Below are 23,640 nucleotides of genomic sequence, written 5' to 3' on the forward strand. Positions count from 1 at the left end.
TGTCTTGTCCCGTCGGCATTCCGGCGGGACATTCGAGTCCTCTCACGGTCCATCCCGTCAGAACTGACGCAGAAACCTGGCGTCGTTCTCGAACAGCCAGCGGATGTCGGGAATGCCATAGCGCCGCATGGCGATGCGCTCGATGCCCAGCCCGAAGGCGAAGCCGGTCCACTGCTCCGGGTCATATCCGACGGCGCGGAAGACGTTGGGATCAACCATGCCGCACCCCCCCAGCTCCACCCACTGCCATTGCCCCTTCACCTGCATCTTCATGTCCACTTCCGCGGACGGCTCGGTGAAGGGGAAGAACGAGGGCCGCATGCGCACTTCCGCCTCCGGGCCGAAGTATGAACGCGCGAACTGAAACAGCGTCGTCTTCAGGTCCACCATCGACACGCCCCGATCAACGTACAACCCCTCCACCTGGTGGAACATGCTGAAGTGCGTGGCGTCATGCGTGTCCGGTCGGTAGACGCGTCCGCAGGCGATGACCTTGATGGGCGGCGGTGACTTCTCCATGGCGCGTATCTGCACCGTGGACGTCTGCGTGCGCAGAAGCCGCCCGCCTCCCATGTAGAAGTTGTCCGTCGACTCCCTCGCCGGGTGGTTCTCGGGAATGTTCAGCGCCGTGAAGTTGTGCCACTCATCCTCGACCTCAGGGCCTTCGGCGATTGCGAAGCCCATGCGCGCAAAGACGTCGGTGATCTCGTCGATCGTTCGACTGAGAATGTGCCGTCGCCCCAGCCCCTGCTCCAGCCCCGGCTCGGTGACGTCAATGGCGGGTCCGCTCATCGCGGGGCGTCCGACCGCCTGACGCCGCTGCTCGAACGCTCCTTCCAGCGCGGCCTTGACCTCGTTGAGCCGTTTGCCCACGAGCGGCTTCTCGTCCCTGGGCACGTCCTTGAGCATGGGCATCAGGGCCTTGAGTCGGCCGTTCGTGCCCAGGAACCGAATGCGCCAGGCCTCGAGCGCCTCCGCATCGCCCGCTGACTCAAGAGCGGCAAGCCCCTCACGTTCCAGTTCATTGACCGCGTCGAGCATGGGCAGAGTGTAGGCGAACCCGTGCGGCGTCAACCCCCGAACGCGCCTCCCAGATGTCAACGCTTGCCGGGGTCATCCAAGTCATCCATGTTCCGTCAACCCGCGACCCGAACTGACACACCGGCCCGTGACGGATTGGACACTTCTCCCGGAGGCACTGCGGAGCATTGTCATGCCCGAATCCCGCGAACCCAGGCGATTCCTGCGCACGCGCGATCTGTTCGGCTTCCTCGCCGTGCTCCTGATGGGCGCAGCGCTCATCTACACGGCTCTCTCACGCGAGGCGTCCACCGCCAGTCTTTCACTCGCGGCCTTCCTGTTGGCGGGGTTGCTCCTGCTGACGGGCTACGGCGGCGCCTACTTCCTCGACCGGCTGAGCCAGAAATACCGAGCCCTCAGTTCCAAGAAGCACCGCCCCATTGTGCTCGGCGGGCTCATTGTGCTGGCGATCGTCGGCGGCGTGCTGTTTGTGCGTGAACCGAAGCGCGCCATGGCCGGCATCCGCGAAACCACCGCGCAGGTGGTGGACTTCGTCGATCGCCAGCGCGCCCACTTCGGACTGCCCGGACCGGAGAACTCGGCGCCGACGGCTCAGAAGTCGTCGCACGCGCGGTAGGCGTCGATCACCGCCCTTTCGCCTTCCTTGCCGCCCCGGCTGTTGCCGTGCTCCATGCCCATCACGCCGGTGAATCCCTTGCGGTGAATGTGGCGGAAGATGTTTCGGTAGTTGATCTCACCCGTGGTCGGCTCGGCACGGCCGGGGTTGTCACCCATCTGGAAGTAGGCGATTTCGCTCCACGCCAGGTCGATATTGGGAATCAGGTTTCCCTCGGTGATCTGCTGGTGATACAGATCGTCAAGAATCTTGCAGGCGGGGCTGTTGACGGCGCGGCAGATGTTGAAGGCCTGGGGAACCCCCGTCAGGAACATGCCGGGATGATCGCGCCACGGGTTGAGCGGCTCGAGCACCATCACCAGCCCGTGCGGCTCGAAGATTTCCGCCCCGCGCCGCAGGCACTCGACCACGTTGGCGGTCTGATAGTCCATCTCCAGCCGGGGCACGGTCGTGCCCGGCACCACCGTCATCCAGGTTGCGTTGACTCGCTGGGCCACCTCCACCGCCTTGCGGCACTCCTCGACGAACTTCTCGCGGGCATCCTGCTTGCCGCTGGCGAGCGTCTGCCCCCATGCGGTCCCCATGTTGACCACGAACACGCCCATCATGATCCCCAGGTCTGTCATGGCCTTGGCCAGCCGCTCCTGCTCCTCCACGGATCGGCCCGCCATGCCGTTGTCCTCCCAGGCGGAGAAGCCCTCGTCCGCCGCGAACTTGAGCTGATCCACCAGGTCGTCTCCAGCGTGGTTGCGGAACATGCCGAAGTGCGGCGCGTACTTGAGTTTGAACGGACCACCACGTTGAACTGCGGACTGAGCGACCGAGGGGGAAGAACCCACGCCCGTCACCACGGTGGCGGAACCGACGGCGGCGGCGGTTGACAGAAAATTGCGGCGGTTCATGGGGGCATCTCCGGTGGAACGTGGGGCATCCTGACTTGAGACAGGCACAGCATAGGGGAACAGGCCGGTCCGATGGAAGGTTCCATCGGTCTGGAGCGGTGACTTGATGGCGACGACCTGGAAGCCCGATTGACCCCCCCTGTGGGAGCCCTACAATCGGCACTCCCTCATCAGGGGCCGTCGGTCATGATCTGAGAAGCCGCCGGACAGGAACACAGGCCAGGCGCCTGTGCCACTGCACCGCAAGGGGTTTCGACGAGAGGGGCCGCATGGGGCGTCCGGTTGCGGCTGGGATGCTCCCGCCTTGAGGGTCAGCCGCGGATTCTGCCTTCGGCCGGTGCCGAACGCCGAACCGCGACAGCGTTCGGTTTCCCCGCTTGGCGGGGCTGGAGTTCGGTGCGTGGGCCGGCGGTCGTGAAGCGATCTCCGCCGATTGGCCCGTGGTGTAACGGTAGCACCCCAGATTTTGGTTCTGGTTGTCCTGGTTCGAATCCAGGCGGGTCAGTTCCACGGCTGGCGGCGGACAAGGCGTGCAGCACACTCAACCATCATCCCGACAGACGAGCAGCCGCCGGGTCGCGGGGGTCATCCTCGCCGCCGGCAAGGGTACGCGCATGCCGGGCGACCTGCCCAAGGTGGCGCACCTGGTGGCCGACCGGCCGATGGTGGCGTGGGTGGTGGACGCGGTGAGGGAGGTTGGCGCCGATCCGATCGTGCTCATCGTCGGGTATCGGCAGGAGGTCATCCGCTCGCTGGTCCAGGGCGATGACGACATCGTGTTCGCGGTTCAATCCGAACAACTCGGCACCGCCCACGCCGTGGAGAGCGCCCGCTCCGTGCTGGCGGGCTTCGATGGCGACGTGTTCGTGCTGGCCGGCGACGGACCGCTGATCCGCCCGGAGACGCTTCGCACCCTGCTGGAGCGACATCGCTCCACCGGCGCGGCGGCCACGCTGGCCACCTCCGTCATCCCCGACCCCACGGGCTACGGGCGGATCGTGCGCGACCCGGCGGGACGCTTCGAGCAGATCGTGGAGCACAAGAACGCCACGCCCGAGCAGCGAGCCATCCGCGAGGTCAACCCCAGTTACTACTGCTTCGACGCCCGCCGACTCTTCGACGCTCTCCCTCGCGTATCGCGCGACGCCGTGTCGGGTGAGTATTACCTGACGGACGTGCCGGCGCTTCTCAAGCGCGAAGGGCGCCGTGTGGAAGTGATCGACGCGGTGCCGCCAGAGGACGTGCTGTCCATCAACACCGAGCCGCAGCGACAGGAAGTGGAGCGGATTCTGCAGCAGCGTCTGGAGGTGCCGCGATGAGCGCCGCCGACCGCGATGTGCTGAAGATCTTCGCCGGTCGCGCGGGGCGCGCCCTGGCGCAGGCCATGTGCGATCACCTCGAACTGCCCCTGGGCAAGGCCAGCGTGGAGACCTTCCCGGACGGCGAAGTGATCGTGAAGGTGGATGAGGACGTGCGCGGCCGGGATTGCTTCGTGGTGCAATCCACCAGCGACCCCGTCAACGCCAACCTGATGGAGCTGCTCATCTTCATCGACTGCCTGCGGCGGGCCAGCGCCAAGCGCATCACCGCGGTGATTCCCTATTACGGGTACGCGCGGCAGGACCGCAAGGACGAGGGCCGCGTGCCCATCACCGCCAAGCTGGTGGCGAACCTCATCACCGCCGCTGGGGCGGATCGCGTGCTGTGCATGGACCTGCACGCGGCGCAGATCCAGGGGTTCTTCGACATTCCCGTCGATCATCTGGCCGCGGCGCCGGTGTTCTTCCAGTACTTCGTCGATCACCGGCCCGACTACGGCGACCTGGTGCTGGTCAGCCCGGACGTGGGCAATGTGAAGGTGGCCAAGGGCTTCGCCACCATGCTTGACGCCGACCTGGCCATCATCGACAAGCGCCGCGTCTCGGGCGACCGCGTCGCCAGCAGCACGCTGATCGGCGATGTGCGGGGGCGCACCGTGCTCATGTTCGACGACCTGATCTCCACCGCCGGCACGGTGTGCGAGGCGGCTCGCCTGGTGATGGAGCAGGGCGCCACGGACGTGATCGCCGCCGCCACCCACGCCGTCATGGTCGGTCTGGCGCTGGAGCGGCTCAACGAGTCTCCCATCAGCCAGGTCATCGTGACCGACACGATTCCCAACGGCGAGCGGCTCAAGCCGATCCAGCACAAGCTTCAGATTCTCTCGGTGGCGCACCTGCTGGGGCAGGCGGTCCACCGCATTCACCACGACATGTCCATTTCCGCGCTGTTCCGCGAGATCGGCGCCACCAAGCGATAGAACCCAGACGCACTCGAATCACCGTATTCCGGACGAGGAGCCCATCATGGCACACGAGACACCCACCATCACCGCCCACACGCGCGACCGGCTCGGTACGCGCTACGCAAGACGGCTGCGCTCCGCCGGCCGCCTGCCCGCCGTGATCTACGGCCACCAGCAGGATCCCATCTCCGTCAGCGTGGACGAGAAGGAGACGCTCATCCATCTGCGGCGCGGCGCGCACCTGCTCAACGTCAAGATCGAGGGAGGCCCCACCGAAACCTGCCTGGTGAAGGACGTGCAGTTCGGCTACTTGGGCGACAACGTCGTGCATCTGGACTTCACCCGGGTGGACCTGGAGGAAGAGGTCGAAGTGGCCGTCCACCTGCACTTCGTGGGCCAGCCGGAAGAGGCCAAGAAGCCCGGCGCGGTGCTCAACACCCACATGACCGAACTCGAAGTCATCTGCAAGGCCGGTGAGATTCCCTCCGAGATCAAGGTCGACCTGAGCAAGATGGTCGGCGAGACGCTCACGGTGGCCGACCTGGTGCTGCCGCCCGGCGTGCGGGCGGCGGAAAGTCCCGAGTCCTTCGTCGTCCACATCACCTTCGTGGCCGAGGAGGAGGCGGTGGGCGAGCAGGCCGAGGTCGCCGGCGCCGCCGAGCCGGAGGTCATCACCGAGAAGAAGGCCGAACCCGCCGCCGAGGAGTGATTCAGCGTCATGAAACTGGTCGTCGGACTGGGCAATCCCGGACCCGAGTACGACGGAACCCGGCACAACGTCGGGTTCGAGGTGCTCGATCGACTGGCGCGACGCTTCGCGCCAGAGGCGACCGCGCGCTCACGCTTTCACGGGGCGTGCAAGGAGGCGGAACTGGGGGGTCAGCGCGTTCTGCTCCTCAAGCCCACCACCTACATGAATCGCTCGGGTCTGGCCGTGGCCGAGGCCGTGCGCTTCCACAAGATCGACCACACCGTCGATCTGCTGGTGGTGGTGGACGATGTGGCGCTGGAGTGCGGGGTCATCCGGCTCAGGCCGGAGGGTTCGGCGGGCGGACACAACGGGCTCTCCGACGTGGAGCGCCTGCTGGGTACGTCCGTCTACCCTCGGCTGCGCATCGGGATCGACGGTCCGGGCCAGATCCCGCAGAAGGACTACGTGCTGGGGCGCTTCCGCCCCGATCAGCGCGAGCGACTGGAGCCCGCGCTGGACGCCGCGACCGACGCCGTGGTGTGCTGGGCGCGTTTCGGCATTCAGGAAGCCATGAATCGTTACAACCGCAGGAACACCGCTTAGAACGGAACTGACATGACCACAGAAGCAACACGCATCGACACGTACGAGGGGCTTTTCCTCTTCCCGCAGGCGGCCGCGGCCGACCTGGGCGCCACGGTGGATCACGTGAAGGAGATTCTCCGCCGGGCCGACGCCGAGGTGCTCGCGCTCACCAAGTGGGACGAGCGTCGACTGGCCTACGACATCCGTGGCAACAAGCGCGGGCTGTATCTGCTGGCCTACTTCAAGGCCCCCCGCCACAAGCTGGCCGGGCTGGAACGCGACTGCAACCTGTCGGAGCGCATGCTCCGATCGCTGGTCATTCGCGCGGACCACGTGACGCCCGAGCAGATCAAGCTGGCCGACGGCCGCGAGAAGCTGGCTGACGAGATCAAGCTGCGGGCCAAGGAAGCGGCCAAGGCCGCCGCGGAGGGCGCCACGGTGACGGCCGTCGCCCAGGTGGAGGAGTCCGCCGAGGCCTGATCCCGCTCGCGCCCCGTTTCAGGTATGCTGACGGCTCCATCCCCACCGGAGGTGACGTATGGCCGGCAACTTCAACAAGGTCTTCCTCATGGGCAACCTCACGCGCGATCCCGAGGTGCGCGTCACGCCCAACAACTTCACCGTGTGCAAGTTCGGCCTGGCGGTCAACCGCTACTGGTTCGACAAGAACGCCAATGAACGCCGCGAGGAAGTGACCTTCGTCGATTGCGAGGCGTGGGGCCGCACCGCGGAGAACATCGGCAAGTTCTTCGCCAAGGGGCGTCCCATCTTCATTGAGGGTCGTCTGCGACTGGACCAGTGGGAGGACAAGGAAGGCGGCAAACGTTCACGGCTGCTGGTCGTCGCCGAGGAGTTTCAGTTCGTCGACTCCAAGGGTGGCGGCTCAAGTGGCGGCGGACCGGAAGGTGGATCATCCCGTCCTGTCGCCCGTGCCGCGGCTCCCGCCGCCGGCGACTACGGCGCCGCGCACGAACCCATCGCCGAGGACGATATCCCGTTCTAAGGAGAAGGCGCCGGACATCCGTCATCGGGCAACCGACTGCCGGAGATCACCCCGACCTCAGCATTCACTCCACTCCATCACTTCGCGTTTCATCAGTTCACTCTCCCATCTCCCGCTGGGGCGGCAACCCCGCTCCTAACTTCCACAGAAGGACAGCACCATCATGGCCAAGAAGTCACTTGAACTGCTCCTGATCGAAAACGTCGAGAATCTGGGCATCGTGGGCGACGTCGTCAAGGTCCGCAGCGGCTACGCCCGCAACTTTCTGCTGCCGCACGGGCTGGCCGAAGCGCCCACCAAGAAGCGGCTCGCGGAACTGCAGGAGCGCCGCAAGCGCGTGCAGGAGGAACTGGCTCAGCAGCGCCAGGCGCGCGTGGCCCTGCATGCCCGCATGGCGGGGCTGGAGGTCCGCATCACGCGATCGTGCAACGATCAGGGCATGCTCTACGGCTCTGTGTCGCAGCGCGACATCTCCGACGCCCTCATCGAGGCCGGGTACGACGTGCCCATCCGCGCCGTCCGTCTCGGTCAGCCCATCAAGCGCGTGGGCGACTACCACGTGCCCATCCAGTTTGAGCGCGACCTGCGCTGCGACATCACGCTCCATGTCGATCCGGATCACGCCATCGGCGAGGAGCGCGAGGAGATGGAGTTCGACAACGAGGGCAACCTGATCCGCAATCCCAAGCCGAAGGCCGACAAGGGGGCCGAGTCCGCCGAGGAATCCCCCGCCGCGGACAAGGCCAAGCCGGACAAGCCCGCCAAGGGCCGGTCGTCCGCCGAGCCCGAAGCGGAGGCCAAGCCGGCCAAGGCCGCTCGCAAGAAGGACAAGGCCGCCGCGGAATGACGCCGCCGATGGATCGATGACCAACGATCACCACGCCCGGCCACGAGCCGGGCGTTTTTATTCCGTACGTCCGTCAGCGGTTCAGGGAGACAGCGCCTCGACCGCGTCATCCCGCGTGTCGTGAATGGTGACGCGCGAATCCAGACGCATCATCTTGAACAGTTTTCTCAGATCGGGCGTCAACCCGCACAGGGCCAGACGCCCCCGACGATCCTCGACCAGCGCCTGGGCCACCACGATCGCCCCCAGCATGGACGAGGACAGGAACTCCGTCTTCTCGAAGTTGATGACGACCACGGGGTGCGGGGCGGCCTTGATCGCCTCGTTCAGTTCGCCGGAGACGCGCTGCACGTGCTCCGGCTCCACCAGGCGCCGGTCGAGCATGGTCAGAATCGTCACGGATTGATCCGTCGTCAGGCGCAGCGTGGTGTAGGACGAGGGCATGGGCTCTCTCCCCGCGAACTCGTTGATCCGACATGGTATCAGGATTCATCCGATCGGTCATCGGTGGACAACCGGTCCGGCGGTTACCGCCCCGCGAAGATTTCGCTCAGGATCCGGTAGACCAGCTTGGCCGCGATGAAGTCGCATGAGTGCAGACCCGCCGTGGGCAGCAGCTCCACCACGTCAAAGGCCACGATGCGCCGACGCGCGACCACGCGGCGGATCAGTTCGTTCACCTCGTACCAGTCCAGCCCCCCCGGCTCGGGCGTGCCCGTGGCGGGCATGATCGACGGGTCGAGACCATCCAAGTCGATGGTCAGGTACACGTCATCGGTGAGCAGATCGACCACGCGGTCCATCCACGACCGATCAGGGCTGCCGGCGATCTCGTGGGCGAAGAAGACGCGGGCGCGATCCATGGATCGCGTCTCCTCGGCGTCGAAGGCGCGGATGCCCACCTGCACGATGGGGCACCACTCACGGGCGCGGGCCATGACGCAGGCGTGGTTGTGCGTCGACCCCATGTAGGATTCGCGGGTGTCGCCGTGCGCGTCGATCTGCAGCACCGACATGCCCCGATGGCGTCTGGCGCAGGCGCGGATCGCGCCGATCGAGACGGAGTGCTCGCCTCCCAGTACGACCGGAAGTTGCGCCCGGTCCAGCGCGCCGTTGACGCGCTGCTCCACCAGGTCGGCCAGGCGCTCCGGCGGCCCCTTGTCCTCGATGGGCGGTTCGGTGTGGATGCCCCGTCGGTACATCTCCGTCCCGGTGGGAATGTCGTAGAACTCAACCGTGCCCGACGCCTCCAGCAGGGCGCGAGGCCCGCGATCCGCACCCTTGTGGTAGGTGCTTGTTTCGTCATACGGCACGGGGATGATGGACACGGCCGAAGTGTCACGTCCGGTGTAGCGCGGCTCGATGGCCAGGAAGTCCGGGTAGCGCGCCGTCGGCGCGACTGCGGACGCTGTTTTCTGCCGTCGCCCGGCGGCTGATGCGCCGTTCCGTCCGGACGCGGCGCGTTTCGCGGAAGCGCGGCGGACGGGCTTCTTGGCGGACCTGGGAGACGATGTGGATCGCGTTGTCTTGCGTGCCATGAGGAAACAATCACCGCGCGGAACAGATGTCAGAGTGTCAGACGCCAAGTCGAAGACGGATCACTCCGGCTCCAGATAGGTGTAGCCGTTCAGCCCGGACTCGTAAAAGCGAAGCAGCACCTGGCTCTCGGCCACGGTGAGACGCCCGTCGCGCACCGCCTTCTCGCAGTCGCGCGACATCTGCGGATAGAGCCGGTCCGGCTGGTACTGCACGTAGCCGAGCACCTCGGCCACGGTGTCGCCCTTGACCACTTCCTCAATCCACCACCCGCCGGACTCATCCAGACGGATGTGAACGACGTGCGTGTCACCGAACAGGTTGTGCAGATCGCCGAGCGTCTCCTGGTACGCCCCGACGAGGAACACGCCCAGGTAATACTCCTCGCCGGGATTCAGAGCGTGCAGGTCGAGCGTCTTCTTGATGTCGCGCACGTCGATGAAGCGGTCGATCTTGCCGTCGGAGTCGCAGGTGATGTCGGCCAGCACGCCCTTGCGGGTGGGGCGCTCGGCCAGCCGGTGAATCGGCATGATCGGGAAGAGCTGGTCAATGGCCCACGAGTCCGGCAGAGACTGGAAGAGCGAGAAGTTGCAGAAGTAGGTGTCGCTGAGGATGACTTCAAGATCCTCCAGTTCCTCCGGCGTGTTGCCTCTCTTACGGCAGAGCTCGGCGACGCGGGTGCAGGTGGCCCAGAAGAGCCGCTCAGCCAGGGCTCGCATGCGCAGCGACAGGTAGCCCAGGTTGAAAAGCTGCAGGGCGGCGTCCCTGGCGCCGACGGCATCGTGGTAGCACTCCACAAGGCGTCGCTCCGAGACGCCGTTGTAGGCGTCGAACAGGTCGGTGATCGGCTGCGGAATCTCGTCGCCGCCGGGGAACTCCTCCTCCAGCTTGCTGGGCACCTGGAATCGGTCCAGCGCCGAGGCCCCCAGCACGTTGAAGACGAGAATGCTGTGATAGGCGACCATGGCGCGGCCGGACTCGCTGATGATCGTCGGGTGCGGAATGCCCGCCTCATCGCACACGCTGCCGATGCGATGGGTGATGTCGCTGGCGTACTCGTCCAGCGAGTAGTTCATGCTCGACTCGAAGTTCGTCTGGCTGCCGTCATAGTCAACGCCCAGCCCGCCGCCCACGTCGAGATAGCGAAGCCCCGCCCCCAGCTTGGCGAGTTCCACGTACACCCGGGAAAGTTCGTTGATGGCGTCCTTCACGCGGCGGATGTCCTGCACCTGGCTGCCCATGTGGCAGTGGACCAGTTGCAGGCAGTCCTCCATCTGGTGCTGCTTGAGCAATTCGAACATCTCCAGCACCTCGCTGACGAAGAGCCCGAACTTCGACTTGGCGCCGGCTGAGTCGCGCCACCGGCCCGCCCCCTGGCTGGCCAGCTTGATGCGCACGCCGATCTGCGGGCGCACGTTGTACTTCTTGGCGTGCTTGATGATCAGCCGAAGCTCGTCGAACCCCTCGACGACGGGGATGATCTTCTTGCCCAGCTTGGTCGAGAGAATGACGGCTTCGATGTATTCGTCGTCCTTGAAGCCGTTGCACACGATGAGGCGCTCGTGCGTGGTGGGCGAGAGGGCCATCACGGCCAGCAGTTCGGGCTTGCTGCCGACTTCCAGCCCGAAGCCGAACTCGTCGCCGAACTTGTAGACCTCCTCCACCACAGGCCGCTGCTGATTGACCTTGATCGGGTACACCGCCAGGTATTTGCCCTGGTAGTTGTTCTCCGCGATGGCGCCCGCGAAGGCCTTGTACAGGTGCCGCAACCGGTGAGCCAGCAGGTCGGTGAACCGCAGGATGACGGGCGCGGTCAGTCCGCGCTCATGAAGCCCGGTGACCACCTCGTACAAGTCGATCTCGTTCTCCGCGGCGGCGTGCGGCCGCACGACGACGTGTCCCGCATCGTTGACCGTGAAGTAGCCCTTGCCCCAGGCCCTGATCTGATACAGTTCAGCGGAATCGGAGACCGTCCACTGTCGATCCATGGCGCTGCGGATGACGCGGGTCGTGTCGAGTGTGGTCATGGTCGGGATTGTACCCGGTGTCGGCGTTCGGCACGCCCCGCGAATCCCGCGAATCATCCTCGCCGCGGCTGCCCGCCGCCCCCCTGCTCCAGTCCACAGGTTGCGGCCAGGTGAGGCCGGAGCGCATGCATTCGGAGCAAGTTCCGCCGTACATCGCCTTTGACTCTGCGCCAATCCATGTCATAATCGCTGTCGATGCTCACCACGGTCCGCCATCACGCCCACCATCATCGCGCCCACGGGCGCCGGCTGATGGTGCGCGAGCGGACTGCCTGACCCCACCCCCCACTGGCAGACCATCCCACCGACGCCGGCCCCGGCGTCGGCTGTTTTTTGCTTCCATCATCCCGTCTCCACGATTCAGTCCCATCCATGACACCCGCCCAACAGCCCGGCATCCTTCGTTTCGCCCTGCCCAAAGGCCGCATGCAGGACAACGTTCTGCGCCTGCTTGATGACGCGGGCGTGAAGGTGCGTCTGGGCCAGCGGGAGTACCGCCCCACCATCTCGCTGCCCGGCTTCGAAACCAAGTTTCTCAAGCCGCAGAACATCGTGGAGATGCTCGACACCGGCTCGCGCGACCTGGGCTTCGCCGGAGCCGACTGGGTGGCGGAGCTCGGCGCGGGCGTGGTGGAGCTGCTCGACACCGGGTTGGATCCCGTTCACCTGGTGGCCGCGGGGCCCACGGGCCTGCTCGTCAACGGGCAACTACCAGTGCAGGAACTGCTGGTCGCCTCGGAGTACGAATCGCTCACGCGGCAGTGGATCGCCCGGAATGGACTGAACGCCCGGTTCGTACGGTCGTTCGGCGCCACAGAGGTCTTCCCTCCCGAGGACGCCGACCTGATCGTGGACAACTCCGCCACCGGTTCGACGCTGGTCGCCAACGGGTTGACCATCGTCGATACGCTGATGACTTCCTCGACGCGGCTCTACGCGCACCCGCGGGCGCTTGAAGATGGGGCCAAGCGCGAACGGATCGATCACCTGGTGCTGCTGCTGAAGTCCGTGCTCGAAGCCCGTCGACGCGTCATGCTGGAGGTCAACGTGACCCGCGACAACCTGGAGCAGGTTGTGGCGGTCCTGCCCTGCATGCGCGAGCCGACCATCGCCTCACTCCACGGCGACACGGGTTTCGCCGTCAAGGCCGCGGTGCCGCGGGCCGACCTGCCCACATTGATTCCCGCCATCAAGCAGGCGGGTGGGACGGACATCGTCATCTCCCAGACCACGCAGATTGTTCCATGACACGACGGAACACCTTTCCCGCCGATTCGCCCGCAGCCGCTTCCATCGCGGCGCTCCGGCCCGCGTTCGACGCGGGGCTGGTCAAACCGTACACGGCCCATCGGCCCCACTCGGGCGACGCGGCGCAGCGCTCCGGCGCGCGGACCGTTGACCTGTTCCTCGACGCCAACGAGGGCGCGTCTCCGCCCCGCGAGGTGATGGAGGCCCTGGCGACCGTTTCACCCGACGTGCTGCGCCGCTACCCCAGCGCCAGGCCGCTGGAGCAGCGTCTGGCCCGGCTGCTCAACCTGCCCGATGCGAATGTGCTCGTCACCGCGGGAGGCGACGACGCCCTGGATCGCTGCTGCCGGACCATGCTCGGCCCGGGACTGGAACTGCTGCTGCCCACGCCCTCGTTCGAGATGATCCCCCGCTACGCGCGGCTGCGCGGCGGCGCCGTGATCGACGTTCCGTGGGGACGCGGCCCTTTCCCCACGTCGGCGATGCTCGATCGCATCACGCCAGTCACGCGGCTGATCGCCATTGTGTCACCCAACAACCCGACCGGGTCGGTCGCCGCCGCCGATGATCTGCGCCGACTCTCGGCCGCCGCGCCGCACGCGCTGCTGCTGGTCGATCTGGCCTACACCGAGTTCGCCGATGTTGATCTCACGCCCGTTGCGCTTTCGCTGCCCAACGCCGTCATCGTGCGTACGTTCTCCAAGGCATTCGGCCTGGCGGGCCTTCGCGTGGGATACGCCGCGTCGTCCAACGCCGACGTCATCACCTGGCTTCGATCGGTGGGCAACCCCTATGCCGCGTCGAGCGTGTCACTGGCGGTGGCGGAGGCGTGTCTGGACCTGGGAACGGGGCGAAGGTCGCCATACTTCGATCACGTCCGCCGCGAGCGCGTGGCGCTGGCCGAGATGTTGGCTGCTCGCGGCGCCAGACCGTATCCGTCCCAGGCCAACTTTGTGCTGGCGGAAGTGAACGATCCAGCCGGGCTGCGGGCCTCGCTGGCGGCCAAGGGCATCGCCATCCGAACGTTTCCGAGTGCACCGGGACTGGAGCAGGCGGTTCGCATCACGTGCCCGGGTGATGCGGGGGCGTTTGAGCGACTGACGCGCGCGATCGCTGATTGGCGCGCCGACGTTGCATCGAATCAACTCTGACGACCAAGGACTCATCATGTCTCCACCACGTACCGCAACGATCGAGCGAACCACGCGCGAGACGAGCATCCGACTTGCGTTGAACCTCGATGGCGGGGGCGATGTCACCATCTCCACCGGCCTTGGCTTCTTCGACCACATGCTCCACGCCCTGGCATATCACGCCCGGTTTGACTTGTCGTTGACCTGCCAGGGTGACCTGCGCGTGGATGACCATCACACGGTGGAGGACGTGGGACTGGTGCTGGGCGACGCCATCAATCAGTCCCTGGGTGACCGCGTTGGAATCAGGCGATTCGCCCACGCCTACGCCCCGCTTGATGAAGCCCTGGCGCGGTGCGTGATTGATCTCTCCGGCCGCCCATGTGCTGCGGTGAATCTCGACCTGCGCTGGCGCGTGGTCGGCGACACGTCCAGTGAGAATCTCACGCATTTCTTCCTGTCGTTTGCGACGACCGTGCGAGGCGCCCTGCACGTGGACGTGCTGCGCGGCGAGAATGACCACCACCGCGCCGAGGCGGCGTTCAAGGCGACTGCGCTGGCGCTGCGCGCCGCCGTGGCCCGCGATGACAGGCCCGCGGGAGTTCCCAGTACGAAGGGGACGCTGTAGACCGCCGAGGCGTTTCTCGGCTGTCGGATTCGGATTCCCATGCTCAGCGCACGCCTCCCATGACCCCCATCGCACCCATCATGATCGCCCGGACGGGCGCCGCAAACGTCGCCTCGGTACGCGCCATGCTCCAGCGGCTGGACATGGAAGCGACGGTAACAAGCGACGCCGCCGCCATCGCCACGGCGCCGGCTGTGATTCTGCCCGGCGTCGGCTCGTTCGGAGCGGCGATGTCGGAGATCGAGCCAAACGGAATTGCCCGGGCGATTCGGGATCGCGTTACGTGGGATCGGCCCCTGCTCGCCATCTGCCTGGGGCTGCAACTGCTGGCGGAGTCGAGCGAGGAGTCGCCGGGAGTCAATGGGCTGGGCGTACTTCCGACGCGCGTCACGCGATTCCCCGAGCCGCTGCGGGCGCCGCATTTCGGGTGGAACATGGTCACGTCGGACGACTCCGGTGGGCTCATCGAGCCGGGATACGCCTACTTCGCCAACTCGTATCGGCTGACCAGCGCGCCGCCCGGCTGGTATTCCGCGTGGACGGACTATGGCGGACCATTCGTCGCCGCGATTGAGCGAGGCAACGTGCTGGCGTGCCAGTTTCATCCGGAACTGTCCGGCCCGTGGGGACAATCGCTGATCGAGCGATGGCTGCGTCGCGCGGGGGTGCAGACGTGTTGACCAGGCGTGTCATCCCCTGCCTCGACGTGCGCGACGGGCGCGTGGTCAAGGGCATCCGCTTCGCCGGTCTGCGGGACGCGGGTGATCCGGCGGCCCTGGCCGCCTGCTACGAGCGGCAGGGCGCGGATGAACTGGTGATGCTCGACGTCAGCGCCACCACCGAGGGGCGCGCCGCCGCCATTCAGACGGTGCGGGCGATTCGATCCGTCATCTCCATTCCCCTCACCGTCGGTGGCGGCGTGCGCTCGGTGTCGCACGCGCGGGATCTGCTCGAAGCCGGCGCGGACAAGGTGGCCGTCAACACCGCCGCCACCGATCGACCGGAGATTCTCCGAGAACTGGCCCGGCAATTCGGCACGCAGTGTACGGTGATCGCCATCGACGCGGCGCGGCGTGCAGAAGAAACCAGCGGAACGTCGTCACCCTGGCAGGTCATGATCCGCTCCGGCACGGTCCGCCTCGATCTGGACGCTTTGGAATGGGCTCGCACCGCCGCATCGCTCGGCGCGGGTGAGATACTGCTCACCAGCTGGGACCGTGACGGTACGCGATCCGGCTACGATCTGGACCTGATCACCGCCGTCAGCCGGGCAGTTCGCATACCCGTCATCGCCTCCGGCGGAGCGGCGATGCCGCTGCATCTGGTGGAAGCCCTCGACGCGGGCGCGGAAGCGGTTCTGGCCGCGTCGATCTTTCACGACGGCCAGCACACCGTGGCCGACGTCAAGCAGGCGCTCGCCCGTGCCGGTGTGCCGGTGCGTCTGGAGCACTGGGGAGCCGGCACATGATCGTTCCCTCGATTGACCTGATGGACGGGCAGGCCGTGCAACTCGTGGGCGGGCGTGAAAAGGCGCTCGACGCCGGTGATCCGCGTCCCATTGCGAGGCGCTTCGGGCTGGCGGGCGAGGTGGCGGTGATCGATCTGGACGCCGCCCTTGGACAGGGCTCCAACGCAACGCTCGTCACCGAGATCCTCGACCTGGCCCGCTGCCGCGTGGGCGGTGGCATCCGCGATGTTGACACGGCCATCCGCTGGCTCGATGCCGGCGCGGCCAGGGTGATCCTGGGTACCGCGGCGACCCCGGACGTGCTCTCGAAGCTCCCCCGCGATCGGGTGATCGCCGCGCTCGACGCCGTGCATGGCGAGGTGGTCGTGCATGGCTGGCGCACCAGGACGGGCCGGAGCGTGACCGAGCGCCTGAGTGAACTGAGTCCATATGTGGGTGGCTTCCTGGTCACGTTCGTCGAACGCGAAGGGCGATTGCAGGGCATCGACCTCGACGCCGCCGCCCGACTTCGCGAGGCGTGCGGCGACGGGTGCTCTCTCACCGTGGCCGGCGGGGTCACGACGATCCAGGAGATCGCCGCACTGGATGCGCTGGGCATCGACGCCCAGGTGGGCATGGCGCTGTACACCGACCGAATGCATCTGGCGGACGCCATCGCGGCGCGCCTGATCACCAGGGCTGATGAGACGCTCTGGCCCACCGTGATCGTGGATGAGCTGGGCGTTGCGCTGGGTCTGGCGTGGTCGAACGTCGAGTCCCTCCGCCGCGCCGTCGAAACGCGGCGCGGCGTCTACTGGTCGCGCTCACGGGGGGCGTTGTGGGAGAAGGGCACGACCTCCGGCGACACGCAGGAACTGCTGGCGATCGACCTGGACTGCGACCGCGACTGCCTGCGCTTCACGGTACGTCAGCATGGCAGGGGGTTCTGTCACACCGGCGCACGGACCTGCTGGGGCGAGGACGCGGGGTTGCCCCGACTGGTCCGGCGCCTTCGTGACCGGCTGGAGCACGCTCCGCCCGGCTCGTACACGCGCCGCCTGTTCGATGCCCCTGATCTGCTGCGGAAGAAACTGCTTGAGGAGGCGGAGGAACTGGCCGAGGCGCCGGACCGTGACAACGCCGCGTGGGAGACCGCCGACTTGCTCTATTTCGCGCTGGCCGCCATGATCCGTCGCGGCGCCGCGCTCGAGGACGTGATGCGCCACCTCGACCGACGGGCGCTCAAGGTGACGCGCCGCGATTGACGATGCCCAAGCGAGCCAGCCATGTTCCGACGAGTCGCACTGGATGACCTGCTTCGACGCCGTGCCGCAACGCTTGATGACGAGACGTTCCGCGTCGCCGGCGCCATCGTGGATGACGTGCGCGAGCGCGGCGAGACGGCCCTGCGAGAGCACGCTTTCCGCTTCGGCGACCTGAGCGCGGCGGACGAACCCCTGACCCTCGAACGCGGGCAACTGGAGCGATCGCTGTCCTCGCTCGACGCCGAGTCACGCGGCGTGCTGGAGCGCGCGGCGGAGCGCATCCGCCGCTTCGCGCAACATCAACGCGCATCGCTGCAGGATCTCACCGTCTGCGTACCCGGCGGCCAGGCGGGGCATCGTTTCGTACCCGTCGAGGTTGCGGGCTGCTATGCGCCGGGGGGGCGATACCCGCTTCCGTCCTCCCTGCTGATGACGGTCATTCCCGCCCGCGTGGCGGGCGTGGAGCAGGTGATCGCCGCTTCGCCCCGTCCTTCATCCATCACGCAGGCGGCGGCGGCCATCGCCGGGGCGGATCACCTCCTCATCATCGGCGGGGCGCAGGCCATTGCCGCGCTCTCCTGCGGCTGCGCGGGGTTGCCCCCCTGCGATGTCATCGTCGGTCCCGGCAATCGGTGGGTCACCGCCGCCAAGCATGTTGCGTCGCGCTTCGCACGCATCGACATGCTCGCGGGACCGTCGGAACTGCTGGTCATCGCCGATGACTCCGCAGACCCGTCGCTCGTGGCGGCGGACCTGCTGGCCCAGGCGGAGCATGACGAGGACGCCCTGCCGATCCTCGTCGCCCTGGGACGTGGAACGGCGGAGCGCATCGTCGAGCAGGTGCGCCGGCGATTGATCAAACTTCCCTTCCCCGCGACGGCCCGCATCGCGCTCTCCAACGGGGGCTGGATCAGTGCGGAGAATGAGGAGGAGGCCGTTTCCATCAGTGACGCGATTGCGCCCGAACACCTGCAGGTCTGCACGCGCCATTCCGAGGAGTTGGCCGCGCGCCTGCGGCACTATGGCGCCATCTTCATCGGCGAGCGCGCCGCGGAAGTGTTCGGCGACTACGGCATCGGACCGAATCACACCCTGCCCACCGGCGGGGTGGCGCGTCACAGCGCGGGGCTGTCCGTACTGCACTTCCTGCGCCCGCTGACGTTCCTGCGCTTCGATGACTCGCCCCAATCCATCGCGGACGCCGAAGCCATCGCCCGCGATGCCGCCGCGATGGCCCGAATGGAGGGGCTGGAGGCCCACGCCCGCGCGGCGGAAGCGCGAATCACGGCCCGATCGTGACCCAGATCACCTGATCCTGCCGCGCCTGCCAGACCGGAGCGATCGTGAAGGCGATGGCGTTGCACTGCAGGAGCAGCTTCATCCGCCGGGAGCCGTTCTCGATGTACCGCCCGGGATTGGACGTGATGCGCACATCGATCACGCCGTCCGCCGTGGGCAGAATGCGCGCATCCACCTGAACGTACTGCTGTGCATCGAAGTCATAGCACAGCAGCCGCTGTTGAATGTTGTTGACGCTGGCGTGCGATTCGACGCGCACCACGATTTCGGATGGGTTCTCAACCGGCGATTGTCCGCCGACCTCGATCTGCACCGGCGGCACCGCCGATGTGCGGAACACGTCCGGGCGCGTCACCAGCCGAAGATCGTCGCTTTCGTGCAGATCGGCCAGGCCGCCTGAAACCGGGAGGCCGCGGAGTCGCGTGAACGCATCCGGCAGCACGCGAGCGGCGGGCAGGTAGTCGATCGTCAGCCGGGGACGATTCGCCTGTGTGGGGTGCTCGCGCGAATCGAACCGTTTGGCGGTGGTTGTGGTGCTTTCGTCGCCGATCACGATCCATCCGAAGTTCGAACCCGGGTTGTCCAGCCACGCCTGCACGTCCGCCACCATGGCGGGCGTCGATCCCCACACATAGGCGCCCAGTCCCCCGACCACGCGGCTGGCGCTGGCCGCAGCAACGTAATCTCCACCGGGCTGAGTCCAGAACACCGTGTCGTGGAAACGGTGCAGCCAGGTGGCGTCGCCCGGCTCGGCGGTCGTGCCGTCGCCTTCCTCGCCGAAGGCGTCCGACGGTCCCTCGCCCCAGTCGCTCAGCAAACGGTGAATCGACACAGTCCGATTGCCCGCGCGTGTGCGCGACATGTTCAGACGCAGGGTCACGCCGGTGATGACCGAGCCGGGCGGCACGGCACCGGCTACGTCGAATCGCAGCAACCCGCGCCGGACGCCATCCACCTGCTGACCAGTCCGCCCGGCGAAGAACCGCTGTCCCGCGCCGTTGCTCACATCCCCTGCCGGCCGCTCGTACAGCGTGTTGTCCCGGTCGGCGACCAGCACCACCTGGTCGGCCCGGGCGCTCGCCGGCCCCCCCGTCGCCAGCACTGACACGAAAACCGCCGCGACCAACCCATAACGCATGACCGATGAACTCCTCTCTGCCCGCCGGTCAAGCATACCTCGGAGGAACGGAAGAGCCAAGACAAAGGGGCGTCGGATTTCGGTCTGCTCCGACCAGAGCCCTCGCTCCGGCACATCTGACCGTTCGTCCAGAAATGATTGCTGAACGCTTCTGTCGCGCCTTTCCCGCTCTCTTCCCCAGTCCCCCCCATTCCCCTTCTCACCCACCGACCCCGACGAGCGGGGCCCCGTGCGGCAGCGGGCCGGGGATGTCAGCAAACTCGCGCACGGCGGCGAAGAGCGGCTCGAAGTCCTTGGAGACATTGCCGATCAGGCAGTCGGTCATGTCGCCGCGCAGATGCGGGTGTTTCTTGAGGACGGCGGCGAAGCTGAAGCCGTGGTCATAGAAGGCGTAGACCAGCCGCCGCATGGCCTCGATGCCCTGGCAGAAACGGCGGCCGTAGTCGGCGAAGCGTCCGGCGGAGACATCTCCAGCCCGGAGGGCGGCGTCGATGGCGTCGGCGGCCATCCAGCCGGACTGCAGCGCCAGGAAGACGCCCGAGGAGAACACCGGGTCGAGAAAGCCGAAGGCGTCGCCCACCAGCACCAGCCCATCGCGGGCGCAGTGGCGCGAGCGATAGGAATAATCGCCCGTCACCTTGCACGGCTCGGTCTTCACGCCGGGGGCGACATGGTCGCTGATCCACGGCTGAATGTCGATCTCGCGGGCGAAGATGGCGTCCGGATCGCGCGGGCCGCGATAGAGGTAGTCACGATCGGCCACAATGCCCACGCTCACGATGTCGTCGGGCAGCGGGATGTACCAGAACCAGCCCTTGTCGGGCACATAGGCGACCGTGGTGGCGCCCTCATCAATGCCGGGGTCGCGCTTCGCCCCCTTGAAGTAGGACCAGATGGCGATCTTCTTCAGATGCGGGTCAGCGAGGCGCCAATCGTGACGGGCGGCGCTGAAGTGGTCGCGCCCGGTGGCGTCGACGATGATGGCGGCGCGGAGATCCTCCTCGCGCCCGTCGCGCGAGCGGACGCGCACGCCGGCCACGCGGGACCCATCCATGATGAGCTCGCGGGCGGCAGTCTCGAAACGGATTTCCGCGCCTTTTTCACAGGCGTTGTCGGCGAGGAACTGGTCGAAATCGGCGCGAACGACCTGCCAGGTGCGGGCGCAGTCGTGATCGGTGTGCTGGAAGAAGTAGAAGGGTGTGCTGACCGTGCCATCCAGCCCGACGAACTGCACGCTGTGCTTCCTGACCGTGAACGGAGCGGCATCCAGCTTGTCGATCAGCCCCAGCCGGTTGAGGGGGAACCAGGCATAGGGAATGATGGACTCGCCGATGTGATAACGCGGGAAGCGCTCCTTCTCCACCACGAGCACGCGATACCCCATCTCGGCGAGCAGGGCGGAGACGGTGGAGCCGGCGGGTCCGGCGCCGAGAACAATGACATCGTGATCGTTGGCGTGGGTCATGAGGTGCTGCCGAGTATTCGCCCGTCACGCGGGATCGGATTCGGGGTCGCGGCCGTCGTCGGAGGCAGGATTTCCACCACCTCGGCCAAGCGGCGGCCAGAGGCATCCAGTAGAAGATTATGGCGCCCGTGGAGCATTCGTCCCTCGGCGATGGTGAACGCCCGGGCGGTGATGACATCCGCCGCGACGCGGAAGAACGCCCCGGGACGGCAGGTGTAGTCGATGCGGTGACGCTTGAGAATCGCCCCCAGCGGAAGCACGCAGGCGATGATCTCCTCGCGGGCCGGCGGATCGAAGGCCGCCAGGTCGATCTCGATGGCGCCGTACTCGACCACGCGCTCACCGGGATCGGTCACCAGCACCACCTGCCGGTTGAGCCGGTCGCCCTGACGCCGCATGCCCAGCACGCGCACCCGCAGCACCGAGTTCCAGAAGGACTCGAGCGTGGAGGTCATGTCCTGGTCGTGGACGAGCAGGGATCGATCCGGCTCGGGCAGTCGTTCACCCGCCAGCGGTTCGACGGGCGGAATGGCCAGACCGGAGTCGGCGTAGAAGCCCTCCAGCGGGGAGAGCAGATTCGCGATGCGCTGCACCAGGGGAGTCATGAGCGGTTCCCCTCCGCGGCTGGTTCGCGCGCCAGCCGCACCCAGCGGCGGGCCTTCATCTCAAAGCGCGGCAACTGGCCCGCCGGTACGGCAACCACGTCGATCCGCAGATTCCACGTGTCACGGAAGGCCTTGGCGAGACGACGGCAGAGGTCGGGGCCTTCGGCGGCGACACCGGACGCCGGCTCGATGAGAATGCGCATCTCGTCCAGTGCGCCGCGCGAGTCAATCTCCACGCGGTACTCCTGGATGTCTGGGAATCGATGCACGATTTCATCCACCGCGCTGGGAAAGAGGTTGACGCCGCGCAGGAACACCATGTCATCCGCGCGACCCAGGATGCCGCCCGTCAGCGTCATGAGCGTGCGGCCGCAGGCGCAGGGCTCGCCGCGCCGCCATCGCTCGTCGAGACGGACCAGATCCCCCGTTCGATACCGGAACAGGGGCATTCCGATGCGGCCCAGCGGGGTGAGCACGAGTTCGCCCTCGTGCTGCTCGCCCGCGATCGGCTCACCCGTGACGGGGTGGATGACTTCGGCGAGATAGTGCGACTCCATCACGTGCAGCGTCGTGGGCCGGTCCGGGCATTCGTAGGTGACGGGGCCGACTTCGGTCATGCCGTGGTGATCGACCACGCGCGCCGTGGGCCAGAGGGCGTGGAGGCGTTCCCGCACGGCGGGAATCGAACCGCCCGGCTCTCCGGCGACGATGATCCGCCTGACCGCAGCGCGACTGAGGTCGATGCCTTCCTCCCGCGCCACTTCACCCAGCCGGATTGCGTACGTGGGGGTGCAGAGCAGCACCGTGACATCGTTGGCCAGCATGGCGCGCAACCGCGTCACGCTGTTCATCGACCCACCCGGAATGGTGAGGCAGCCGATCTGCAGCGCCGCCTCGAAGGCCATCCAGAAGCCGATGAAGGGACCGAAGGAGAAGGCCGCGAAGACTCGGTCCGCCGCGGTCACGCCTGCCGCCGCGTACACCTGCTTCCACCCGTCAAGCAGCCAGGCCCAGTCGCCGGGCGTATCAAGCCAGCGCAGCGGGGAACCGGTGGTGGAACTGGTCTGGTGCAGTCGCGTAAAGCGGGTGAGTGGAAACGTGACGTTGCTGCCGTACGGTGGATGGGCCTGCTGATCCACCGCGATTTCGTACTTGGTGGTGAGAGGCATGCGGCGGGAGAACTCCGTCAGGTCGGACAACCCCGCCGCCAGCCCGGCGGTTCGCAGGCGCGCGGTCTGGAAGTGGTTGCCGGGGATCACCTCGGCGATGAGGCGCCGCAGACGGTCGAGTTGATGGTGCTCGATCGCCGCCCTCGGTTGGCGGGAGAGATCCATCATCGATCAGCGATCCGTTGCGCGGTCGTGGAATGCGTCGTCGTAGCATGCACCGGCGCGGCCGGTGGACGGTACAGCGTCACCAGCATACCCCCCGCCGCCGCCAGCACGATGCCCAGGTAGAAGGGCCAGCGGATCGCGCCCGCGCCCCCCGCCGGCGGGTGCATGAGCATGGCGATGACGGCGTTGACGATGGGCGCCCCCGCGAAGATGATCGACATGACCACCGCGGGGCTGCCCTTGGCGCCGAAGGCCAGCAGCACGCCGAACGCCCCCACCGCACCGACCACGCCGGCGATGAGCGACCAGAGAACGCCCTTCATCGGCATGGTCCACGTCGCGCCGCCGACGACCAGCATCCCCAGAGGCGCAAGCACGGCGATCAGAAAGTACGCCACGCCCACCCACAGGAAGGCCTTGTAGCGCCCGTTGACGGGGTCGCCCATCGATACCTGCCCGGTGTGCAGGAACACGCCGTACAGTCCCCAGCAGGCCACGGTCATCAGGGCGAACCAGACCCAGGTCATGCTTGAATGGGCCACGTTG

General features: G+C 66.8%; 25 protein-coding genes and 1 tRNA gene. 16 read left to right on the plus strand and 10 right to left on the minus strand.

The genetic code is table 11. The features are described 5' to 3' along the window. Positions 1–57: 57 nt before the first annotated feature. Positions 58–1,041, minus strand: a complete 984-nt coding sequence (gene pheS / locus HRU76_14375) for a phenylalanine--tRNA ligase subunit alpha (protein QOJ18696.1) — start codon at positions 1,039–1,041, stop codon at positions 58–60. A gap of 172 nt (positions 1,042–1,213) precedes the next feature. Here pheS and HRU76_14380 point away from each other — a divergent pair, with 172 nt between their 5' ends. Further along, positions 1,214–1,657 (plus strand): hypothetical protein, encoded by a 444-nt coding sequence (locus tag HRU76_14380; GenBank protein QOJ18697.1) that lies wholly within the window; start codon positions 1,214–1,216, stop codon positions 1,655–1,657. On the opposite strand, the gene HRU76_14385 is transcribed toward HRU76_14380, so the two are convergent. After that, the gene (locus tag HRU76_14385; GenBank protein QOJ18698.1) at positions 1,633–2,559 is read right to left on the minus strand and encodes a TIM barrel protein; all 927 of its coding nucleotides are present in this window, start codon (positions 2,557–2,559) and stop codon (positions 1,633–1,635) included. The two genes, HRU76_14380 and HRU76_14385, sit on opposite strands and share 25 nt — an antisense overlap. Positions 2,560–2,993: 434 nt before the next feature. On the opposite strand from HRU76_14385, the gene HRU76_14390 reads away from it, so the two are divergent. The 8 genes from HRU76_14390 to rplI all read left to right on the plus strand — a co-directional run bounded on the left by HRU76_14390 (position 2,994) and on the right by rplI (position 7,969). Further along, positions 2,994–3,064, plus strand: a tRNA-Gln gene (locus tag HRU76_14390). Positions 3,065–3,089: 25 nt separating this feature from the next. Further along, positions 3,090–3,878, plus strand: a complete 789-nt coding sequence (locus HRU76_14395) for an NTP transferase domain-containing protein (protein QOJ18699.1) — start codon at positions 3,090–3,092, stop codon at positions 3,876–3,878. Further along, positions 3,875–4,858: a ribose-phosphate pyrophosphokinase gene (locus tag HRU76_14400; protein ID QOJ18700.1), complete on the plus strand. Its 984-nt coding sequence runs from the start codon at positions 3,875–3,877 to the stop codon at positions 4,856–4,858. The genes HRU76_14395 and HRU76_14400 overlap by 4 nt, the downstream gene beginning before the upstream one ends. A gap of 46 nt (positions 4,859–4,904) precedes the next feature. After that, entirely contained in the window at positions 4,905–5,552 is a 648-nt protein-coding gene (locus tag HRU76_14405) for a 50S ribosomal protein L25 (protein ID QOJ18701.1), read from the plus strand. 9 nt (positions 5,553–5,561) lie between these two features. Continuing rightward, positions 5,562–6,137, plus strand: a complete 576-nt coding sequence (locus HRU76_14410) for an aminoacyl-tRNA hydrolase (protein QOJ18702.1) — start codon at positions 5,562–5,564, stop codon at positions 6,135–6,137. Between the two features lie 12 nt (positions 6,138–6,149). After that, positions 6,150–6,599, plus strand: coding sequence for a 30S ribosomal protein S6 (gene rpsF / locus HRU76_14415; protein ID QOJ18703.1), 450 nt, complete (start codon positions 6,150–6,152; stop codon positions 6,597–6,599). A gap of 58 nt (positions 6,600–6,657) precedes the next feature. Then, positions 6,658–7,122 carry a single-stranded DNA-binding protein gene (locus HRU76_14420; GenBank protein ID QOJ18704.1) on the plus strand — a complete coding sequence of 155 codons (465 nt, stop codon included), beginning with the start codon at positions 6,658–6,660 and terminating at the stop codon, positions 7,120–7,122. A 163-nt stretch (positions 7,123–7,285) separates the two neighbouring features. Continuing rightward, a complete protein-coding gene (rplI, locus tag HRU76_14425; protein QOJ18705.1) occupies positions 7,286–7,969 on the plus strand; it encodes a 50S ribosomal protein L9 in 684 nt (227 codons plus the stop codon). A gap of 81 nt (positions 7,970–8,050) precedes the next feature. On the opposite strand, the gene HRU76_14430 is transcribed toward rplI, so the two are convergent. From HRU76_14430 to speA, 3 genes are all read right to left on the minus strand, one after another. Next, positions 8,051–8,413 (minus strand): STAS domain-containing protein, encoded by a 363-nt coding sequence (locus HRU76_14430; protein QOJ18706.1) that lies wholly within the window; start codon positions 8,411–8,413, stop codon positions 8,051–8,053. Positions 8,414–8,496: 83 nt separating this feature from the next. Next, on the minus strand, positions 8,497–9,507 hold the full coding sequence (speB, locus tag HRU76_14435; protein ID QOJ18707.1) for an agmatinase: 1,011 nt from the start codon (positions 9,505–9,507) through the stop codon (positions 8,497–8,499). 60 nt (positions 9,508–9,567) lie between these two features. Beyond that, positions 9,568–11,532: a biosynthetic arginine decarboxylase gene (gene speA, locus HRU76_14440; protein QOJ18708.1), complete on the minus strand. Its 1,965-nt coding sequence runs from the start codon at positions 11,530–11,532 to the stop codon at positions 9,568–9,570. Between the two features lie 372 nt (positions 11,533–11,904). On the opposite strand from speA, the gene hisG reads away from it, so the two are divergent. The 7 genes from hisG to hisD are packed head-to-tail and all read left to right on the plus strand — an operon-like array spanning position 11,905 to position 18,552. Then, positions 11,905–12,780 carry an ATP phosphoribosyltransferase gene (gene hisG, locus HRU76_14445; GenBank protein QOJ18709.1) on the plus strand — a complete coding sequence of 292 codons (876 nt, stop codon included), beginning with the start codon at positions 11,905–11,907 and terminating at the stop codon, positions 12,778–12,780. Further along, positions 12,777–13,931 (plus strand): histidinol-phosphate aminotransferase family protein, encoded by a 1,155-nt coding sequence (locus HRU76_14450; GenBank protein QOJ18710.1) that lies wholly within the window; start codon positions 12,777–12,779, stop codon positions 13,929–13,931. The genes hisG and HRU76_14450 overlap by 4 nt, the downstream gene beginning before the upstream one ends. 16 nt (positions 13,932–13,947) lie before the next feature. After that, positions 13,948–14,541 carry an imidazoleglycerol-phosphate dehydratase HisB gene (hisB, locus tag HRU76_14455; protein ID QOJ18711.1) on the plus strand — a complete coding sequence of 198 codons (594 nt, stop codon included), beginning with the start codon at positions 13,948–13,950 and terminating at the stop codon, positions 14,539–14,541. 59 nt (positions 14,542–14,600) lie between these two features. Further along, complete coding sequence (gene hisH / locus HRU76_14460) at positions 14,601–15,221, plus strand: imidazole glycerol phosphate synthase subunit HisH (protein ID QOJ18712.1); 621 nt, start codon at positions 14,601–14,603, stop codon at positions 15,219–15,221. Continuing rightward, positions 15,215–16,009, plus strand: coding sequence for an imidazole glycerol phosphate synthase subunit HisF (gene hisF / locus HRU76_14465; protein QOJ18713.1), 795 nt, complete (start codon positions 15,215–15,217; stop codon positions 16,007–16,009). The genes hisH and hisF overlap by 7 nt, the downstream gene beginning before the upstream one ends. Then, positions 16,006–17,253, plus strand: coding sequence for a phosphoribosyl-ATP diphosphatase (gene hisE, locus HRU76_14470; GenBank protein QOJ18714.1), 1,248 nt, complete (start codon positions 16,006–16,008; stop codon positions 17,251–17,253). The genes hisF and hisE overlap by 4 nt, the downstream gene beginning before the upstream one ends. 21 nt (positions 17,254–17,274) lie before the next feature. Beyond that, positions 17,275–18,552, plus strand: a complete 1,278-nt coding sequence (gene hisD, locus HRU76_14475; protein QOJ18715.1) for a histidinol dehydrogenase — start codon at positions 17,275–17,277, stop codon at positions 18,550–18,552. On the opposite strand, the gene HRU76_14480 is transcribed toward hisD, so the two are convergent. The 5 genes from HRU76_14480 to HRU76_14500 all read right to left on the minus strand — a co-directional run bounded on the left by HRU76_14480 (position 18,536) and on the right by HRU76_14500 (position 23,621). Next, positions 18,536–19,690 carry a hypothetical protein gene (locus tag HRU76_14480; protein QOJ18716.1) on the minus strand — a complete coding sequence of 385 codons (1,155 nt, stop codon included), beginning with the start codon at positions 19,688–19,690 and terminating at the stop codon, positions 18,536–18,538. The two genes, hisD and HRU76_14480, sit on opposite strands and share 17 nt — an antisense overlap. A gap of 199 nt (positions 19,691–19,889) precedes the next feature. Beyond that, positions 19,890–21,155, minus strand: a complete 1,266-nt coding sequence (locus HRU76_14485) for a tryptophan 7-halogenase (protein ID QOJ18717.1) — start codon at positions 21,153–21,155, stop codon at positions 19,890–19,892. Further along, positions 21,152–21,760 (minus strand): hypothetical protein, encoded by a 609-nt coding sequence (locus HRU76_14490; protein QOJ18718.1) that lies wholly within the window; start codon positions 21,758–21,760, stop codon positions 21,152–21,154. Before HRU76_14490 ends, HRU76_14485 begins: the two co-directional genes overlap by 4 nt. Further along, entirely contained in the window at positions 21,757–23,097 is a 1,341-nt protein-coding gene (locus HRU76_14495; protein QOJ18719.1) for an AMP-binding protein, read from the minus strand. The genes HRU76_14490 and HRU76_14495 overlap by 4 nt, the downstream gene beginning before the upstream one ends. Then, positions 23,094–23,621 carry a hypothetical protein gene (locus tag HRU76_14500; GenBank protein ID QOJ19203.1) on the minus strand — a complete coding sequence of 176 codons (528 nt, stop codon included), beginning with the start codon at positions 23,619–23,621 and terminating at the stop codon, positions 23,094–23,096. Before HRU76_14500 ends, HRU76_14495 begins: the two co-directional genes overlap by 4 nt. Positions 23,622–23,640 lie beyond the last annotated feature (19 nt).

This window comes from Phycisphaeraceae bacterium, from assembly GCA_015709595.1.
In the GTDB taxonomy this organism is placed as follows: domain Bacteria; phylum Planctomycetota; class Phycisphaerae; order Phycisphaerales; family SM1A02; genus CAADGA01.

Coding starts and splice junctions, on each gene's coding strand:
- HRU76_14410 (QOJ18702.1), top strand. CDS start 5,562: ATGAAACTGGTCGTCGGACTGGGCAATCCCGGACCCGAGTACGACGGA.
- HRU76_14500 (QOJ19203.1), bottom strand. CDS start 23,621: ATGACCTGGGTCTGGTTCGCCCTGATGACCGTGGCCTGCTGGGGACTG.
- rplI (QOJ18705.1), top strand. CDS start 7,286: ATGGCCAAGAAGTCACTTGAACTGCTCCTGATCGAAAACGTCGAGAAT.
- hisH (QOJ18712.1), top strand. CDS start 14,601: ATGACCCCCATCGCACCCATCATGATCGCCCGGACGGGCGCCGCAAAC.
- HRU76_14405 (QOJ18701.1), top strand. CDS start 4,905: ATGGCACACGAGACACCCACCATCACCGCCCACACGCGCGACCGGCTC.
- HRU76_14495 (QOJ18719.1), bottom strand. CDS start 23,097: ATGATGGATCTCTCCCGCCAACCGAGGGCGGCGATCGAGCACCATCAA.
- speB (QOJ18707.1), bottom strand. CDS start 9,507: ATGGCACGCAAGACAACGCGATCCACATCGTCTCCCAGGTCCGCCAAG.
- pheS (QOJ18696.1), bottom strand. CDS start 1,041: ATGCTCGACGCGGTCAATGAACTGGAACGTGAGGGGCTTGCCGCTCTT.
- HRU76_14400 (QOJ18700.1), top strand. CDS start 3,875: ATGAGCGCCGCCGACCGCGATGTGCTGAAGATCTTCGCCGGTCGCGCG.
- HRU76_14430 (QOJ18706.1), bottom strand. CDS start 8,413: ATGCCCTCGTCCTACACCACGCTGCGCCTGACGACGGATCAATCCGTG.
- HRU76_14420 (QOJ18704.1), top strand. CDS start 6,658: ATGGCCGGCAACTTCAACAAGGTCTTCCTCATGGGCAACCTCACGCGC.
- HRU76_14480 (QOJ18716.1), bottom strand. CDS start 19,690: ATGCGTTATGGGTTGGTCGCGGCGGTTTTCGTGTCAGTGCTGGCGACG.
- HRU76_14385 (QOJ18698.1), bottom strand. CDS start 2,559: ATGAACCGCCGCAATTTTCTGTCAACCGCCGCCGCCGTCGGTTCCGCC.
- HRU76_14380 (QOJ18697.1), top strand. CDS start 1,214: ATGCCCGAATCCCGCGAACCCAGGCGATTCCTGCGCACGCGCGATCTG.
- hisG (QOJ18709.1), top strand. CDS start 11,905: ATGACACCCGCCCAACAGCCCGGCATCCTTCGTTTCGCCCTGCCCAAA.
- hisB (QOJ18711.1), top strand. CDS start 13,948: ATGTCTCCACCACGTACCGCAACGATCGAGCGAACCACGCGCGAGACG.
- rpsF (QOJ18703.1), top strand. CDS start 6,150: ATGACCACAGAAGCAACACGCATCGACACGTACGAGGGGCTTTTCCTC.
- HRU76_14450 (QOJ18710.1), top strand. CDS start 12,777: ATGACACGACGGAACACCTTTCCCGCCGATTCGCCCGCAGCCGCTTCC.
- HRU76_14490 (QOJ18718.1), bottom strand. CDS start 21,760: ATGACTCCCCTGGTGCAGCGCATCGCGAATCTGCTCTCCCCGCTGGAG.
- hisE (QOJ18714.1), top strand. CDS start 16,006: ATGATCGTTCCCTCGATTGACCTGATGGACGGGCAGGCCGTGCAACTC.
- hisD (QOJ18715.1), top strand. CDS start 17,275: ATGTTCCGACGAGTCGCACTGGATGACCTGCTTCGACGCCGTGCCGCA.
- HRU76_14485 (QOJ18717.1), bottom strand. CDS start 21,155: ATGACCCACGCCAACGATCACGATGTCATTGTTCTCGGCGCCGGACCC.
- speA (QOJ18708.1), bottom strand. CDS start 11,532: ATGACCACACTCGACACGACCCGCGTCATCCGCAGCGCCATGGATCGA.